This window comes from Lelliottia sp. SL45, from assembly GCF_026672535.1.
Taxonomy (GTDB): domain Bacteria; phylum Pseudomonadota; class Gammaproteobacteria; order Enterobacterales; family Enterobacteriaceae; genus Enterobacter; species Enterobacter nimipressuralis.
The window spans coordinates 703,176-721,747 of sequence record NZ_JAPPRH010000003.1 but is presented as its reverse complement, the minus strand read 5'-3'; the positions used below and the strand labels follow the sequence as shown (position 1 = coordinate 721,747).

9 protein-coding genes and 2 pseudogenes are annotated in these 18,572 nt (G+C 53.7%); 6 read left to right on the top strand and 5 right to left on the bottom strand.

The genetic code is table 11. From position 1 onward, the window contains the following. Positions 1-64 precede the first annotated feature (64 nt). Together apbE and OVA10_RS09335 are read right to left on the bottom strand one after the other, a co-directional pair. Positions 65-1,121, bottom strand: a pseudogene (gene apbE, locus OVA10_RS09340) (FAD:protein FMN transferase ApbE). A gap of 116 nt (positions 1,122-1,237) precedes the next feature. Further along, positions 1,238-2,357, bottom strand: a pseudogene (locus OVA10_RS09335) (porin OmpC). 753 nt (positions 2,358-3,110) lie between these two features. Between OVA10_RS09335 and rcsD the strand changes: the two are divergent. Further along, on the top strand, positions 3,111-5,783 hold the full coding sequence (gene rcsD / locus OVA10_RS09330) for a phosphotransferase RcsD (protein ID WP_268195821.1): 2,673 nt from the start codon (positions 3,111-3,113) through the stop codon (positions 5,781-5,783). Between the two features lie 16 nt (positions 5,784-5,799). Next, on the top strand, positions 5,800-6,450 hold the full coding sequence (gene rcsB / locus OVA10_RS09325; RefSeq protein WP_015959795.1) for a response regulator transcription factor RcsB: 651 nt from the start codon (positions 5,800-5,802) through the stop codon (positions 6,448-6,450). Positions 6,451-6,499: 49 nt separating this feature from the next. Here rcsB and rcsC read toward each other — a convergent pair whose 3' ends face one another. Further along, positions 6,500-9,346, bottom strand: coding sequence for a two-component system sensor histidine kinase RcsC (gene rcsC / locus OVA10_RS09320; protein WP_268195820.1), 2,847 nt, complete (start codon positions 9,344-9,346; stop codon positions 6,500-6,502). Positions 9,347-9,477: 131 nt separating this feature from the next. Further along, positions 9,478-12,114: a DNA topoisomerase (ATP-hydrolyzing) subunit A gene (gene gyrA, locus OVA10_RS09315; protein WP_102104891.1), complete on the bottom strand. Its 2,637-nt coding sequence runs from the start codon at positions 12,112-12,114 to the stop codon at positions 9,478-9,480. 146 nt (positions 12,115-12,260) lie between these two features. Here gyrA and ubiG point away from each other — a divergent pair, with 146 nt between their 5' ends. The 4 genes from ubiG to yfaE all read left to right on the top strand — a co-directional run bounded on the left by ubiG (position 12,261) and on the right by yfaE (position 17,135). Beyond that, on the top strand, positions 12,261-12,989 hold the full coding sequence (ubiG, locus tag OVA10_RS09310; protein ID WP_100779475.1) for a bifunctional 2-polyprenyl-6-hydroxyphenol methylase/3-demethylubiquinol 3-O-methyltransferase UbiG: 729 nt from the start codon (positions 12,261-12,263) through the stop codon (positions 12,987-12,989). Between the two features lie 357 nt (positions 12,990-13,346). Then, positions 13,347-15,632 carry a class 1a ribonucleoside-diphosphate reductase subunit alpha gene (gene nrdA, locus OVA10_RS09305; RefSeq protein ID WP_100779474.1) on the top strand — a complete coding sequence of 762 codons (2,286 nt, stop codon included), beginning with the start codon at positions 13,347-13,349 and terminating at the stop codon, positions 15,630-15,632. A 118-nt stretch (positions 15,633-15,750) separates the two neighbouring features. Next, positions 15,751-16,881 (top strand): class Ia ribonucleoside-diphosphate reductase subunit beta, encoded by a 1,131-nt coding sequence (gene nrdB / locus OVA10_RS09300; RefSeq protein WP_100779473.1) that lies wholly within the window; start codon positions 15,751-15,753, stop codon positions 16,879-16,881. Beyond that, a complete protein-coding gene (yfaE, locus tag OVA10_RS09295; protein WP_015959801.1) occupies positions 16,881-17,135 on the top strand; it encodes a class I ribonucleotide reductase maintenance protein YfaE in 255 nt (84 codons plus the stop codon). The genes nrdB and yfaE overlap by 1 nt, the downstream gene beginning before the upstream one ends. Positions 17,136-17,175: 40 nt before the next feature. Here the strand turns inward: yfaE and glpT are convergent, their stop codons facing one another. After that, on the bottom strand, positions 17,176-18,528 hold the full coding sequence (glpT, locus tag OVA10_RS09290; RefSeq protein ID WP_268195819.1) for a glycerol-3-phosphate transporter: 1,353 nt from the start codon (positions 18,526-18,528) through the stop codon (positions 17,176-17,178). Between the last annotated feature and the right edge of the window lie 44 nt (positions 18,529-18,572).

Here is an 18,572-nt window from a genome sequence, read left to right as displayed (position 1 = left end):
CCTCTTACAAGCATACTCACACAATGCCGGAGTGCCACTGAACAAAAACCCGCAACCTTGCTTTTTAATTTTGTTCGCTAATTAAGAAGCTCTGGAACTGCGGCGACATCCAGGTTTTAAACGTCTCGCCCTCGCGGGTGATCATATACACTGCCAGCCCTTCCTGGCGCACCACCTCTTTCGCCTTCTCTGGCCCCAACACCATCAGCCCCCGTATCCCAGGTATCAGCTTCCAGCGCAGTGGGAGCGATGACGGTAACGGAGACCAGGTTATGTTCGATCGGGCGACCGGTCTGCGGATCGATGACGTGAGAGAGGCGTTTCCCGTCCAGCTCGTAATAATTCCGATAGCTTCCTGAGGTACTGATGCCGTGACCGTTAATATCCACCACCGCCTGGACTGCGTTCTGGGTGTCGGTCGGTTTTTGGATCGCCACGCGCCAGGGCTTATCGCTGGCATTCAGTCCACGGCTGACCAGCGCGCCACCGACCGAGACCAGATAGCGTGAGATCCCTTCCTGGGTCATCAGCGCGGCCAGATGATCCGCCGCGTAGCCCTCCCCGACCGTTGAAAGATCCACAAACAGATCGGGAATGTCTTTTTGCAGATACTGCTGACCGTATTGGTTGATCACCGTCAGATGCTGCAAACCGGTGCGGGCGCGGGCATCGTCGATTTGCGCCTGATCGGGGATTTTCTCCGGCTGTTTGGTTGGGCCAAAGCCCCATAAATTCACCAGCGGCCCGACGGTAATATCCATCGCCCCGTTGGTTTTATAGCCAATATGTAGCGCCTCGGTGACGATGTCGGCCATCGCCTCGCTTACGGGCCACAGGGAGGTGCTATTGGACAGATTGAAGCGCATCAGCGCAGAGTCATTTTTATAGGTCGAGAGCAGCTGATCGTCAGCCTCGAGCTGAGACTGAATTTTACCGCGCAGTTCGTCCGCGCGTCTGGCGTCAACATTCATGATGCTGACGCGCCAGAAGGTTCCCATGGTTTTCCCTTCCAGCACCGTAGCTGCAGGTGCAGCAGGTTTCACCGAAGGGGTGGAAGAGTCGCATGCCGCCAGTAAGAAAAAGCTCGCCAGAATGCCAGCGCGCCAAAAAGTCATGTCCATTCGTTATCATCCTCATGCCTGGGCGGCAAGAGTATATCAAACCCGGTCGCAGGTAAGGCCCTAAAAAGAGAATAGAAAAAGGGGCCATAAGGCCCCTTTGTGTTACTGAGCGTGTCTTAGAACTGGTAAACCAGACCCAGAGCGACGATATCATCAGTACCGATACCTGCCTGACGGGTGAAGTTGTTTTCATCCAGCAGGTTGATTTTGTAATCCACGTAGGTGGACATGTTTTTGTTGAAGTAGTAAGTCGCGCCAACATCAACATATTTCAGCAGATCCTGATCGCCGAAGTTGGTGGTGTTGTTGCTTACGTCCTTACCTTTAGACTGCAGGTAAGCCACGGATGGACGCAGACCGAAGTCGAACTGGTACTGAGCAACCACTTCGAAGTTCTGTGCTTTGTTAGCAAAACCGTAGATGTCGCTGCTGCTCTGGGAGTCGCCGAAACGGGTTGCGTTGTAAGTCTGGGAGTACTGTGCTGCCAGGTAAATGTTGTTGGCATCATATTTCAGACCACCGCTATACACTTCTGCGTGATCGCCTTCGCCGTACACGCCTGCTGCATTCTGGTCAGCAGTACGTTTAGAGGAAGACATCGCACCACCCACGCTGAAGCCTTCGCCCAGGTTGTAGGTCAGGGATGCGCCGTAGCCGTCGCCGTTCTGTTTCAGAGTGCTACGACCGGTGTCGTTTTCGCCGTCAACGCTGCCGTTTTTACCCTGATACTGCAGAGCAAAGTTCAGGCCATCAACCAGACCGAAGAAGTCCTGGTTACGGTAAGTTGCAACGCCGTTAGCACGGGACTGCAGGAAGTTGTCAGCACCGTAGGTGTCGCCGCCGAATTCTGGCAGAACGTCAGTCCAGGAGGTGACATCGTAGATAACGCCGTAGTTACGACCATAGTCGAAAGAACCTGCGTCAGCGAACTTCAGACCCGCGAAGGCCACACGAGTCCAGGACTGGTTGTCGCTCTCGTCGGTGTTACCCTGAATCTGGTATTCCCACTGGCCGTAACCGGTCAGCTGATCGTTAACCTGAGTTTCGCCTTTGAAGCCGATACGCATGTAGGTCTGATCGCCATCCGCGCCTTTTGTCATCGGAGAAATAGTGCAGACCGTCGACTTTACCGAACAGATCTAATTTGTTGCCGTCTTTGTTATAAATTTCAGCCGCATTTGCTGCGCCTGCTACCAGCAGAGCTGGTACCAGGAGGGACAGGACTTTAACTTTCATTTTATTAACCCTCTGTTATATGCCTTTATATGCCTTATTATTACCACTGCTTACTGATTAACCCTCTTAACCAGTCGGCAACTTCATTCTCCGCAAAATTACAGAATAATCCAATAAGAATATGATACGAAAACTTTGAAGATGTTTCATTCATCTACAAACATGTTTCAACTTGTAAATAAAGGGGAACTTTTTGATAGCACTAAGAGCTAAAAAATAAAGCACGTTAAATCAAAACGTGAAAATAGATGATATATATCAGAGAGATGGCCAAAGTAATCATTACCGCACTGATTGTCAAAACAAAAACCGACGAGATCACTAAAATAAATCCCGCTATCATCATTAACTTTATTTATTACCGTCATTCAGTTTTGAATGTCTGTTTATCCCTAATTCAGCCGAGTGCACTGCATTCGGTTTTTTTTTACGCTTCTTTACGTAAACTGAATTTATCTGTGCTACCGCACTGAAATTATAACAACTATTAATTAATTCGATTATGTCTCTAAATTTCCTTTCCCGTCGCTTTAACAAATTTTAATTTCTTGTTAATTAGTGCTATTTTTCACATTCATTGCCAATTATTTGTACAATTCGATCGCGTTTGTACACTTTTAAATCTACCCCGCCCTGCGCTATTTAAAGTCGAAAAAGTCCCGTCTGCTCTGGCTACGATGCTGGAAATTCAGGTATTACCCTTTATACTGCCCACTCCCCCTTACGTGCGGCCATATCGGGTTAAACATATCAATGAGTCAGTCTGAAACCACAGCAACAGGTAAGTTCTCCCTCCTTCCGGGGAGCATCACCCGCTTCTTCCTTCTCTTAATCATTGTGCTGCTGGTGACGATGGGAGTGATGGTGCAGAGCGCGGTCAATACCTGGCTGAAGGACAGGAGCTACCAGATTGTTGATATTACCCACGCGGTGCATAAGCGTATTGATACCTGGCGTTACGCCACCTGGCAGATTTATGACAACATTGCCGCCGCACCGGGAACCTCGTCGGGTGAGAATCTGCAGGAGACGCGTCTTAAACAGGACGTGTATTACCTCGAAAAAACGCGCCGTAAAACCGAAGCCCTGATTTTTGGTTCGCACGATAGCGCCACGCTTGAGATGACCCAGCGGATGTCGACCTATCTCGACACGCTGTGGGGCGCAGAAACGGTGCCGTGGTCGATGTATTATCTCAACGGTCAGGATAACAGCATGATCCTGATCTCCACGCTGCCGCTGAAAGATCTCTCATCCGGGTTTAAAGAGTCCACCATCGGCTCGATCGTCGATTCCCGCCGCGCCGAAATGCTCCAGCAGGCCAACGCCCTGGATGAGCGCGAAAGTTTCTCCTCTCTGCGCCGCCTGGCGTGGCAGAACGGGCATTACTTTACCCTGCGCACCACCTTTAACCAGCCGGGCCATCTGGCGACCGTCGTGGCCTTTGATTTGCCGATTAACGATCTGATCCCGCCTGACATGCCGCTGGACAGTTTCCGTCTGGAGCCAGACAGCTCCGCACAAAATCTGCGCGCATCAGCCGATAAGAAAGAGGGCCCGGAGAGCGCCACCATTACGTTCAATGGCTCGAAGATTGAGATCGCCTCTGCGCTGAACTCCACCGGTATGCGCCTGGTCTGGCAGGTGCCGTTTGGTACGTTACTGCTGGATACTCTGCAAAATATTCTCCTGCCGCTGCTGCTGAATATCGGCCTGCTGGCGCTGGCGCTGTTTGGCTACAGCACCTTCCGCTTCCAGCCTGGACGTCAAAGCGAAAGCGTGTCGTCATCCGGCTCAGGCAACGAACTGCGCGTCCTGCGGGCGCTGAATGAGGAGATTGTCTCCATCCTCCCGCTCGGGCTGCTGGTGCATGATCAGGAAGCCAATCGCACCATTATGAGCAACAAGATTGCCGATCATCTGCTGCCGCACCTGAATTTGCAGAACATCACGGCGATGGCCGATCAGCACCAGGGCGTCATTCAGGCCACCATTAATAATGAACTGTATGAAATTCGTCAGTTCCGCAGCCAGGTTGCTTCCCGCACCCAAATCTTTATCATCCGCGATCAGGACCGTGAAGTGCTGGTGAACAAGAAACTCAAGCAGGCCCAGCGACTGTATGAGAAGAACCAGCAGGGCCGCGCGGTCTTTATGCAAAACATCAGCGATGCGTTTAAGCATCCGCTGAAAGCGCTGGCAAGCCAGGCCGCAAACATCAGCACGCCAGAAAGCCATCAGCTTGCCACTCAGGCGGATACGCTCGTGCGGATGGTGGATGAAATTCAGCTGGCTAATATGCTGGAAAACGACTCCTGGAGAGGGAACCCTACCCTGTTCTCGATTCAGGATCTGATCAACGAAGTGGTGCCTGAAGTCCTGCCGGTGATTAAGCGTAAAGGGCTGCAGCTGCTGATTAACAACCATCTGCCGGCCAACGATAAACGCCACGGCGACCGCGATGCCCTGCGCCGCATCGTGCTGATGCTGATTCAGTACTCCGTCACCACCACTCAAATCGGCAAGATTACGCTGAAAGTCAGCGCAGACGAATCCGCTCAAGACCGCCTGACGATCCGTATCCTGGATACGGGCGAAGGCGTGACGCTGAGCGAAGTCGATAACCTTCACTTCCCGTTCCTTAACGATACTCAGAGCGACAACTACGGCAAAGCCAATCCCCTCACCTTCTGGCTGTGCGATCAGCTGGCGCGTAAACTGGGCGGGCACCTGAATATTAAAGCCCGCGAGTCCCTTGGTACCCGCTACTCCCTGCACGTCAAAATGGCCGCGACCCCAGAGGAAGAGGACGAAGAGCGTCTGCTGGATGATGTGGTGATCATGGTGGATGTGACCTCGAACGAGATCCGCAACATTGTGGTTCGTCAGCTGGAAAACTGGGGCGCGTCCTGCATCACCCCGGACGACAGGCTTACAAGTCAAGAATATGATCTGTTTTTAACTGATAATCCGTCTAATCTTACTGCCTCGGGCTTGCTTTTAAGCGATGATGAGTCTGGCGTGCGCAAAATCGGCCCCGGCCAGATGCGCGTCAACTTTAATATGAGCAATGCGATGCAGGAAGCTGTACTACAACTAATAGAGGAACAGCTGGCACAAGAAGAGATCCTGGAGTCCCCGTTGGGTGGCGATGAAAATGCCGAACTCCATGCCAGCGGATACTATTCCCTCTTTGTAGATACAGTACCAGATGATGTTAAGCGGTTGTATACTGAGTCCGCTGCGAAGGATTTCGCGGCGCTGGCGCAGACAGCACACCGGCTTAAAGGGGTGTTTGCCATGCTTAATCTGGTTCCGGGCAAGCAGTTATGTGAAACGCTGGAACATCTTATTCGCGAGAAGGATGCTTCTGGCACAGAAAAATACATCAGCGACATTGACGCCTACGTCAAAAGCTTGCTGTAGCAAGGTAGCCTTATACATGAACAATATGAACGTAATTATTGCCGATGACCACCCGATTGTACTGTTCGGTATTCGCAAATCACTTGAACAGATCGAGTGGGTGAATGTTGTCGGTGAATTTGAAGACTCTACAGCACTTATCAATAACCTCCCGAAACTTGATGCCCATGTCCTCATCACCGATCTCTCCATGCCGGGAGATAAATACGGTGATGGGATCACGCTTATCAAATACATCAAGCGCCACTTCCCGAGCATTTCGATCATTGTTCTGACCATGAACAACAACCCGGCGATCTTAAGCGCCGTGCTGGAACTCGATATTGAAGGGATCGTACTGAAACAAGGCGCGCCAACCGATCTGCCGAAAGCGCTTGCCGCCCTGCAGAAAGGCAAGAAATTTACCCCGGAAAGCGTCTCCCGTCTGCTGGAGAAAATCAGCGCCGGTGGTTACGGTGACAAGCGTTTGTCCCCGAAAGAGAGCGAAGTGTTGCGCCTGTTCGCGGAAGGTTTCCTGGTCACCGAGATTGCCAAGAAGCTGAACCGCAGCATTAAAACCATCAGTAGCCAGAAGAAATCGGCGATGATGAAGCTGGGTGTTGAAAATGACATCGCCCTGCTGAACTATCTCTCTTCTGTGACGCTGAGCGCGGTCGACAAAGACTGATTGCTCTTCGCTTAAAAAACCCGGCAGCGCTCGCGCTTGCCGGGTTTTTTTACGCCCTGTTTTTGCGCACGCGATCCGCGTAGACCGTCAGGGTCTGCTTGATCACATCTAGCGTCACCGGTTTCGACAGACAACTGTCCATTCCCGACTCCAGGCAGCGCTGCTTCTCTTCCGCCAGCGCATTCGCCGTCACGCCAATCACCGGCAGAGTCAGCCCCTGCTCGCGGATACGCTGCGTCAGGCGATAGCCATCCATGTTCGGCATGTTGACGTCGCTGAGCACAATATCAATATGATTTTTGCTGAGCACGTTAAGCGCATCGACGCCGTCGTTGGCCGTCAGACATTGATATCCCAGCGATCCGAGCTGATCGGCCAACAGACGCCGGTTAATCGGATGATCGTCGACCACCAGTATCATCATATCGTCATTCATTGCGACGGAAGAGTCCGGCGACGGCAGCGCTCTCACGCCGTCACGCTCATCCACTTCAACGCGATAGATATGCGCCAGCAGATGCATCAGCTCATGCGGCGTGGCGACGCTGTGCGTCCACTCTCCCGGCACACGCTCCTGCGGAATACCAATATGACGACGACAGAAGATAATCGCGGCTCTGCCTTTCCAGGACGGGTCCAGCTCCACGTCCGTAATCAGCGTGTCGTCGGCATCGGCGGTTTGCCCCTCGTAGCGCATCACGTGAAGGCCACGGTTGGTCAGCATCGACTCGAGGAAGGTATACAGCGAGGCGTTATGCACCGCCAGCCAGATTGTTTTACCGCTCAAGCCATCCGCCGGGGCTTTCACCGGATACTTCGCCGAATAGAGCGGAATACGAATCGTAAACTGGCTGCCCATACCCGGCTCGGTATCCACCGAGATATCGCCGTCCATCATGCTGATCAGTTGTTCACAGATCGCAAGCCCCAGACCTGTGCCCTGGAAGTTACGCTGTACGCCGGTTCCCACCTGGAAGAACGGGTCAAACAGTTTAACCACCTCTTTGGCCGGGATCCCGGTCCCCGTGTCGCGAACGCGGATACTCAAATAATCCCCGGCGCGGGAAACATGCAGGACGATACAGCCGATGTCGGTAAACTTGATCGCATTGCTCAGCAGGTTGGAAATCACCTGCTGCAGGCGCATCGGGTCACCCTGCAATGTCAGCGGCACATCCGGCTCGATAAAGCAGTAAAGTCCCAGCTGTTTGCGCACCACCAGCGGCATATAGTTGGCGCTGATGTGGTTCATCACCTCACGCGGCGAAAACTCGCTCGGCTCGATTTTCAGCTGCTCAGACTCAATTTTGGAGAAGTCGAGAATGTCGCTGATAATTTTCAGCAGCAGGCTCGACGAGTTGTTCATCGCCGTCACCAGACGGTCGACGCCCTTCGGCAGCTCTTTGGTTTGCAGCAAATCGAGGTTACCGATAATGCCGTACAGCGGCGTGCGCAGCTCATGGCTGACGGTAGCCAGGAACATGGATTTCGACTGGCTGGCCTGTTCTGCCGCCTGCGCCATTTCCTGCAAAGACTCTTCCATTTTCACGCGCGAGGAGACATCCACCAGCACGCAAATCGCCACGTTTTCGTTGCGATAGCGCGAGTGAACAAAACTGATCTGCAGGTTCGTATGGTTGCTGGTGAGCACATCGACAAAATTGACCTGCTGCCCGCAGATGATTTGCGTCAGCCGCTGCCGGTCTTCGTGCGTCAGCATGTTCAGATAGTTATGCGCCAGCTCATTACTGAGAATATTCGTTCCGTCCTGGGTACGCAGAATACAGATGCCGACGGGCGCCGAAGCGACGATTTTGCGGTTGAACTGCTCGTGCTCTTCCAGCCGCTGGGCGTCGCTCTCTGCCGGAATGAAAATCTTGCGCTCATACATCCGCGCCAGCGTAAACAGCGCAATGCCTACCAGCACGTTCAGCAGGATTGCGTTGAGGATCAGCATCCGGATGCGTTCCAGCACCATATCGACCGGCACGGAGTAGACAATACTCAGTGAAGACGGCGGCAGGCTTTTCTTCAGCACCAGGTCGCGGAACCCCGAGGTATAACCAAACCAGGAACGCTCCTGCATCCAGCGCGGATCGACTTTTAAACGATCCTCAGGACCGGTGAGTGAAATCAGCTTATGGCCATTTTCATCGAGAATGGTCACGCCCATCGGCAGGCTGCCTGGCGTGAAGAAGTTCTCCATGCGAATCGTCTGCTCGGTGCCCAGCAGCGCCTGCAGGCGGTTAGCCAGATAGACAGGCGTCAGGCCATAGAAATAGCCCACGCCAGGACGCGGACCCTGGCTAATCCAGAAAATATTGTTGCCGCGCTCATCCTGAGGGGCGTTATGGTATTTGAGAATACGTTCGTGCAGTTTTTTCAGCGCATCCTCGCGCTCGACGGGCATATCTCGCAGGCCGAAATCGGCCATACAGAGGTTTTCGCTGCCGATGAGGAACACGCGGTTAAGATCGTAGGCCGCAGAGAAATTATCGCGCCAGTAGCGCATAAACCAGGCCAGCGATTCGAGAGAGCCTCGCCAGGAGTTGCCCATCGCCGAGCAGTCGGAATCCGGGAACAACGGCTCAAAGTCCGGGACTTCCGATTTCTCGTCGCGCCCGCGGGACGCCATAATCCCGTTTTCCGCCGTCAGACGGTTCTCCGCAATGTACTTCAGCTCTTTCATCACGTCGGACGTGCGCTGGATATAGCGCTGGGCCTGATCGGAGCTTAGGTTGAACTCCTGACGGATCTCGGACTCCTTTTGGTGCAGCGTGTTGACGATGTAAAACACCGAAAACAGCGCGACCAGTAACCAGAGCAATAACGCCAGCGCCCGGAATAAATAGCGAGAGACTTTAAGCGTGGTACGAAAGGAGACGAGGTATTTCAAGGGGGCGAAGCTCCGCCATCAGGGTCAAAAAGAATGTGGTTAAGGTAGCGGTAAACGCCGCTTGCCGCAATGTTCGCTTGTCTGCAAAAAAGAAAGGGCCGGAATCCGGCCCTTTTTTCTGTCAGGAGACATTACTCTTCGGCATCATCTGCCGCATCGTCGTCGGTGTCAGCTTCCGGCGCGATTTCGTCATCGCCTTCTGCCACACTTCCGTCGATGGAATCGAGCTCTTCGTCATCCACCGGTTCTGCAACACGCTGCAGGCCGACCACGTTTTCGTCTTCCGCAGTACGGATAAGGATCACGCCCTGGGTGTTACGACCCACAACGCTAATCTCAGACACGCGGGTACGCACCAGGGTGCCTGCGTCGGTGATCATCATGATCTGATCGCAGTCATCAACCTGTACCGCGCCGACAACGGAGCCGTTACGTTCGGTGACTTTAATGGAGATAACGCCCTGCGTACCGCGAGACTTGGTTGGGTATTCCCCTTCCGCCGTACGTTTACCGTAACCATTCTGCGTCACGGTCAGGATTGCCCCTTCGCCACGTGGAATAATCAGGGAAACAACGCTGTCTTCGCCTGCCAGACGGATACCACGAACACCGGTCGCGGTACGACCCATCGCACGCACGGCGCTCTCTTTGAAGCGCACCACTTTACCGGCGGCAGAGAAGAGCATGACGTCGTCAGTACCGGAGGTCAGATCCACGCCGATAAGTTCGTCGCCTTCGTTCAGGTTGACGGCAATAATGCCGGCAGAACGCGGACGGCTGAACTCTTTCAGCGCGGTTTTCTTCACGGTCCCGCTGGCGGTCGCCATAAAGACGTTTACGCCTTCTGCGTACTCGCGGACCGGCAGAATCGCAGTGATGCGTTCGTTCGGCTCCAGCGGCAGCAGGTTGACGATTGGACGACCACGCGCCCCACGGCTCGCTTCCGGCAGCTGATAGACCTTCATCCAGTACAGACGGCCACGGCTGGAGAAGCAGAGGATCGTATCGTGGGTGTTGGCCACCAGCAGGCGGTCAATAAAGTCTTCTTCTTTAATACGTGCAGCTGATTTGCCTTTACCACCACGACGTTGTGCTTCGTAGTCGGTCAGCGGCTGATACTTCACGTAGCCCTGGTGAGACAGGGTCACAACCACATCTTCCTGGTTGATCAGATCTTCGATGTTGATATCCGCGCTGTTGGCGGTGATCTCAGTGCGACGCTCATCACCAAACTGATCGCGGACCAGTTCCAGCTCTTCACGAATCACTTCCATCAGACGATCTGCGCTACCGAGGATATGCAGCAGTTCAGCAATCTGCTCCAGCAGCTCTTTGTACTCGTCGAGCAGTTTTTCATGCTCAAGGCCAGTCAGTTTCTGCAGACGCAGATCCAGAATCGCCTGTGCCTGCTGTTCGGTCAGATAGTACTGACCGTCACGCACGCCGAACTCCGGCTCCAGCCATTCAGGGCGCGCAGCATCATCGCCAGCGCGTTCCAGCATGGCCGCGACGTTACCCAGCTCCCACGGACGGGCAACCAGGCCCGCTTTCGCTTCGGCAGGCGTTGGCGCACGACGGATCAGTTCGATGATCGGGTCGATGTTCGCCAGCGCAACAGCCAGCGCTTCGAGGATGTGCGCACGATCGCGTGCTTTACGCAGTTCGAAAATAGTACGGCGAGTCACCACTTCACGGCGGTGACGCACGAACGCGCTCAGAATCTCTTTCAGGTTCATGATCTTCGGCTGACCATGGTGCAGTGCCACCATGTTGATACCGAAGGAAACCTGGAGCTGCGTCTGGGAGTAAAGGTTGTTAAGAACAACTTCACCCACCGCGTCGCGTTTGATTTCAATCACGATGCGCATACCGTCTTTATCAGACTCGTCACGCAGCGCGCTGATACCTTCAACGCGTTTATCTTTTACCAGTTCCGCGATTTTCTCGATCAGGCGCGCTTTGTTCACCTGGTACGGAATTTCGTGGACGATAATGGTTTCGCGACCCGTCTTCGCGTCAGCTTCCACTTCCGCGCGGGCACGAATATAAATTTTGCCACGACCGGTACGGTACGCTTCTTCGATACCGCGACGACCATTGATAATGGCGGCAGTCGGGAAGTCCGGGCCAGGGATGTGTTCCATCAGCCCTTCAATGCTGATCTCTTCATCGTCGATAAAGGCCAGGCAGCCGTTGATCACTTCCGTGATGTTGTGCGGCGGAATGTTGGTGGCCATACCGACGGCGATACCGGAAGAACCGTTCACCAGCAGGTTCGGGATCTTGGTCGGCATCACGTCTGGGATGCGCTCGGTGCCGTCGTAGTTATCGACGAAATCTACCGTCTCTTTTTCCAGGTCGGCCATCAGCTCATGGGCGATTTTCGACATACGGATTTCCGTATAACGCATCGCCGCCGCGGAGTCGCCATCGACAGAACCAAAGTTACCCTGGCCATCTACCAGCATGTAACGCAAGGAGAATGGCTGCGCCATACGCACGATAGTGTCATAAACGGCGGTATCACCATGAGGGTGGTATTTACCGATTACGTCACCAACGACACGGGCAGATTTTTTGTAGGCTTTATTCCAGTCATTGCCCAATACGTTCATGGCGTAAAGTACGCGACGGTGTACCGGCTTCAGGCCATCTCGGACGTCTGGCAGCGCACGGCCAACAATGACCGACATCGCATAGTCCAGATAGGAGCTCTTAAGCTCTTCCTCGATGTTAACCGGTGTAATTTCTCTCGCAAGGTCGCTCATCTAACCGCTATCCCTCTACTGTGTCCCGGATTCAAAGGTCGCAAATTATAACACAACCGCTATGAGACAGGTAAACCTGTATGCTTTATTCGCGGGGAGAGCCTGATATACTCGATCCTCTTGCGAAATAAGGAGTAAAAGCGCCCATGAATGCCGAAAAATCCCCGGTAGCTCACAACGTCGACCACGAAGAGATCGCCAAATTTGAAGCGGTGGCATCCCGCTGGTGGGATCTCGAAGGTGAGTTCAAACCTCTGCACCGTATTAACCCGCTGCGTCTGGGCTATATTGCGGAGCGTTCCGGCGGTCTGTTCGGTAAAAACGTGCTCGATGTCGGTTGTGGCGGCGGCATTCTGGCAGAGAGCATGGCGCGCGAAGGGGCTACGGTCACCGGGCTGGATATGGGCTTTGAGCCGTTACAGGTCGCGCGTCTGCATGCGTTAGAAACCGGTATTCAGGTGGATTACGTGCAGGAGACGGTCGAAGAGCACGCGGCGAAGCACGCCCATCAGTATGACGTGGTCACCTGCATGGAAATGTTAGAGCACGTTCCTGACCCGCAGTCGGTGGTCAAGGCCTGCGCTGCGCTTGTCAAACCCGGTGGACAGGTCTTCTTCTCGACCATCAACCGTAACGGCAAGGCGTGGCTGATGGCGGTCGTAGGGGCAGAATATGTCCTGCGCATGGTGCCAAAAGGCACCCATGACGTGAAGAAATTTATCAAACCGGCTGAATTATTAGGCTGGGTTGACGGCACCTGGCTTAAAGAGCAGCACATCACCGGTCTGCACTACAATCCGCTAACGGACAAATTCAAACTCGCGCCGGGTGTAGATGTTAACTATATGTTGCACACAACCGCAAAAAACGACTAACGTCATCAACTATTCTTATAAAGATTGCGCGGCGTCATGTTGCGCAATTTTGACCTCTCGTTGAAGAAATCAGCACTCGATCAAATTTTGAATTTTTTTTCTTAATTATTGACATGTCGTCCAGGCCTTACAGCACGAGGACTTAGGCTTTTTTACCCTTTCACAACCTCAATTTAACCTCAAAATCAACCCTTGTACTGAAATGATTCGATACTAGAATACTCACCATATAGCGTTCTTTTAATCGCAAAACCCCTACATGTAGTATTTATCCACAGAGTTAGTCACAAGACCATTCTGTGGATAAGCGGGGGATATTTCTATTTCACGGTAATTCACGGACAGGTAAAAACCCACATGAATCAGAGTCTGCTGGTGACAAAGCGCGACGGTACCACTGAGCGTATCAATCTCGACAAAATCCATCGAGTTCTCGACTGGGCAGCAGAAGGACTGAATAACGTATCTATCTCCCAGGTTGAGCTGCGTTCTCACATTCAGTTCTACGACGGCATCAAAACCTCTGACATCCACGAGACCATCATCAAGGCGGCGGCCGATCTCATCTCCCGCGAAGCGCCTGATTATCAGTATCTCGCAGCACGTCTTGCCATTTTCCATCTGCGTAAAAAAGCCTACGGCCAATTTGAGCCGCCAGCGCTGTATGATCACGTGGTCAAAATGGTTGAGCTGGGCAAATACGACACGCATCTGCTGGAAGACTATACGGAAGAAGAGTTCGAGCAGATGAACGGGTTTATCGATCACTGGCGTGACATGAACTTCTCCTACGCCGCGGTCAAACAGCTCGAAGGCAAATACCTGGTTCAGAACCGCGTAACGGGTGAAATCTACGAAAGCGCGCAGTTCCTGTACATTCTGGTCGCCGCATGCCTGTTCTCCGGCTATCCGCGTGAAACCCGCCTGAGCTATGTGAAGCGTTTCTATGATGCGGTTTCTACCTTTAAAATTTCTCTGCCTACGCCGATCATGTCTGGCGTGCGCACCCCAACTCGCCAGTTCAGCTCTTGCGTTCTGATCGAGTGCGGCGACAGCCTGGATTCCATTAACGCCACCTCCAGCGCCATTGTGAAATACGTCTCCCAGCGTGCCGGTATCGGTATCAACGCGGGCCGTATTCGTGCCCTGGGTAGCCCAATTCGCGGCGGTGAAGCGTTCCATACCGGCTGTATCCCGTTCTACAAACACTTCCAGACCGCAGTGAAATCCTGCTCTCAGGGCGGCGTTCGCGGTGGTGCAGCCACGCTGTTCTACCCAATGTGGCATCTGGAAGTAGAAAGCCTGCTGGTTCTGAAAAACAACCGTGGCGTTGAAGGCAACCGCGTTCGTCACATGGACTACGGCGTTCAGATCAACAAACTGATGTATACCCGCCTGTTGAAAGGCCAGGACATCACCCTGTTCAGCCCGTCCGACGTCCCAGGCCTGTACGATGCGTTCTTCGCCGATCAGGATGAGTTCGAGCGTCTGTATACCCAGTACGAAAACGACGACAGCATCCGCAAACAGCGCGTCAAAGCGGTTGACCTGTTCTCTCTGATGATGCAGGAACGTGCCTCAACTGGCCGTATCTACATTCAGAACGTGGACCACTGCAACACCCACAGCCCGTTTGATCCGGCCATCGCACCCGTGCGCCAGTCTAACCTGTGCCTGGAGATCGCCCTGCCGACCAAACCGCTGTACGATGTTAACGACGAAAACGGTGAAATCGCGCTCTGTACTCTGTCTGCATTCAACCTGGGCGCAATCAAGAGCCTGTCCGAGCTGGAAGAGCTGGCTGTGCTGGCGGTTCGCGCGCTGGATGCCCTGCTGGATTATCAGGACTACCCAATCCCTGCGGCAAAACGCGGTGCCATGGGCCGTCGTACGCTGGGTATTGGCGTGATCAACTTTGCCTACTGGCTGGCGAAAAACGGTAAGCGTTACTCCGACGGCAGCGCCAATAACCTGACGCATGAAACTTTCGAAGCCATTCAGTATTACCTGATGAAAGCCTCGAATGAGCTGGCGAAAGAGCAAGGCGCGTGCCCGTGGTTCAACGAAACTACCTACGCGAAAGGCATTCTGCCGATCGATACCTACAAGAAAGATCTGGACGGTATCGTCAGCGAGCCGCTGCATCTCGACTGGGAAGGTCTGCGTGAATCGATCAAAACGCACGGTCTGCGTAACTCCACCCTTTCTGCGCTGATGCCGTCCGAGACCTCCTCGCAGATCTCCAACGCCACCAACGGCATCGAGCCTCCGCGCGGTCACGTGAGCATCAAAGCCTCGAAAGATGGCGTGCTGCGTCAGGTCGTGCCGGATTACGAAACGCTGGGGAATAACTACGAGCTGCTGTGGGAAATGCCGAATAACGACGGTTACCTGCAGCTGGTGGGCATCATGCAGAAGTTTATCGACCAGTCGATCTCTGCGAATACCAACTACGATCCGACGCGCTTCCCGTCAGGAAAAGTGCCGATGCAACAGTTGCTCAAAGATCTGCTGACCGCCTACAAATTTGGCGTGAAAACCCTGTACTATCACAACACCCGTGACGGTGCAGAAGATGCGCAGGATGATATGGCGCCTTCAATCCAGGACGATGGCTGCGAAAGCGGCGCATGTAAGATCTAGTTTTGCCTTTTGCCGGATGGCGGCGTAAACGCCGTATCCGGCCTACATAATTTCGAGGTGTTGTAGGCCGGATACGCAAAGCGCTTTCCGGCATTACACTCCTACAGGACTCACTTTAATGGCATATACCACCTTTTCACAGACGAAAAACGACCAGCTCAAAGAGCCCATGTTCTTCGGGCAATCGGTCAACGTGGCACGCTACGATCAGCAAAAATATGACATCTTCGAAAAGCTGATCGAAAAGCAACTCTCCTTCTTCTGGCGTCCGGAAGAAGTGGATGTTTCACGCGATCGTATCGACTTTCAGGCACTGCCTGACCATGAAAAGCACATTTTCCTCAGCAACCTGAAGTATCAGACGCTGCTGGATTCCATTCAGGGTCGTAGCCCAAACGTGGCGTTGCTGCCGCTGATCTCTATTCCTGAACTGGAAACCTGGGTCGAAACCTGGGCGTTCTCCGAGACGATCCACTCGCGCTCCTACACCCACATCATCCGTAACATCGTGAACGATCCTGCGGTGGTGTTTGACGATATCGTTACCAACGAGCAGATCCAGAAACGTGCAGAGGGCATCGCCCACTACTACGACGAGCTGATCGAAATGACCAGCTACTGGCATCTGCTGGGCGAAGGCACCCACAACGTCAACGGTAAAACCGTGACCGTGAATCTGCGCGCCCTGAAAAAACAGCTCTACCTGTGCCTGATGAGCGTCAACGCGCTGGAAGCGATTCGCTTCTATGTCAGCTTTGCTTGCTCATTTGCCTTCGCCGAGCGCAAGCTGATGGAAGGTAACGCGAAAATTATCCGTCTGATCGCTCGCGACGAAGCCCTGCACCTGACCGGCACTCAGCACATGCTAAATCTGCTGCGCAGCGGCGTGGACGATCCGGAAATGGCAGAGATTGCCGAAGAGTGCAAACAGGAGTGCTACGACCTGTTTGTGCTGGCCGCTCAGCAGGAAAAAGAGTGGGCAGATTACCTGTTCCGCGACGGTTCCATGATCGGTCTGAACAAAGACATTCTGTGTCAGTACGTGGAGTACATCACCAACATCCGCATGCAGGCGGTGGGCCTTGAGCTGCCGTTTAAAACGCGCTCTAACCCGATTCCGTGGATAAACACCTGGCTGGTGTCCGACAACGTGCAGGTTGCGCCGCAGGAAGTGGAAGTGAGTTCTTACCTGGTCGGTCAGATTGATTCCGAAGTCAATACTGACGACCTGAGCGATTTCCAGCTCTGATGAGCCGCGTCACGCTAAGCCTTTCCGGCACAGAAGTTCTGTGCCGCGAAGAGCACCCTTCTCTGCTGGTCGCGCTTGAGTCGCATCAGGTGGAAGTCGAATACCAGTGTCGCGCCGGGTACTGCGGCTCCTGCCGCTGCCGTTTAGTGGCAGGCCAGGTCGACTGGCTCACCGAGCCGCTGGCGTTCATCAATGAAGGGGAAATTTTGCCCTGCTGTTGCCGGGCAAAAGGCGATATCGAAATCGAGATGTAATGCCTGCACGCACTAAATGCCCGCTTTCGCGGGCATTTTTTTATCCACGTTTCTGCATCATCTCCGCGTGATGACGTTTTTCACCGAACATCACCATAATCAGCAGCAATACTGCCATTATGCTGCCGCCAATCATCACCATAAAGCCACCGTCCCAGCCGAAGAAATCGACCGTGTAACCAACAATAGCGCTGGCGGCGACCGAGCCACCGAGATAACCAAACAGACCGGTAAAGCCTGCGGCGGTCCCTGCCGCTTTCTTCGGCGCCAGTTCAAGAGCATGCAGGCCGATCAGCATTACCGGGCCATAAATCAGGAAGCCAATCACGATCATACAGGCCATATCCACGCCCGGATTTCCCGGAGGGTTGAGCCAGTAAACGATCGTGGCGATGGTCACCAGCGTCATAAAGAACACGCCCGTTGCACCGCGGTTGCCTTTGAACACTTTATCCGACATCCAGCCGCAAATCAGCGTGCCCGGGATCCCGGCATATTCATATAAGAAATAGGCCCAGGATGATTTATCCAGCGCGAAGTGCTTCACCTCTTTCAGATAGGTTGGCGACCAGTCAAGGATGCCGTATCGCAGCAGATAGACAAAAACGTTCGCCACCGCGATGTACCACAGCAGTTTGTTCGGCAGGACGTATTTCATGAAGATTTGCTTCGCCGTCAGCTCCTCTTCGTGTTGTTCGCTGTAGTCGTCCGGATAGTCGTTTTTATACTCTTCAATTGGCGGCAGGCCGCAGGATTGCGGAGTATCGCGCATCAGCGCAAAAGCAATCATCGCCACCAGAATCGCGCCAAATGCAGGCATGTACAGCGCCGCTTTCCAGTCGTTAAACCACGCCATCCCTAACAGGAACAGCAGTGGCGGAATACCGCCGCCGACGTTATGGGCGCAGTTCCACACCGACACAATCCCGCCGCGCTCTTTCTGCGACCACCAGTGGACCATGGTCCGTCCGCACGGTGGCCACCCCATTCCCTGGAACCAGCCGCAGATAAACAGCAGCACAAACATCACTGCGATGCTGGAGGTCGCCCAGGGCACAAAGCCCATAAACAGCATTACCGCCGCAGCCAGAATCAGGCCTGCCGGTAAGAAGACGCGCGGATTCGAGCGGTCCGAGACCGACCCCATGATGAATTTCGAAAAACCGTAGGCAATTGAAATGCCGGAGAGCGCGAAACCTAAGTCACCGCGCGAAAAACCCTGTTCAACCAGATACGGCATCGCCAGGGCGAAGTTTTTGCGCACCAGATAGTAAGCGGCATAGCCGAAGAAAATTCCGAGGAAGATTTGCCAGCGCAGGCGGCGATAAAGCGGGTCAACTTCTGCCTCTGGCAGACGTGCCCGATGCGGAGCAGGTTTGAAGATACTGAGCATAACAGCCTCCGTGGCCATATTGTAAATTGCCAGGGCTTTTACTG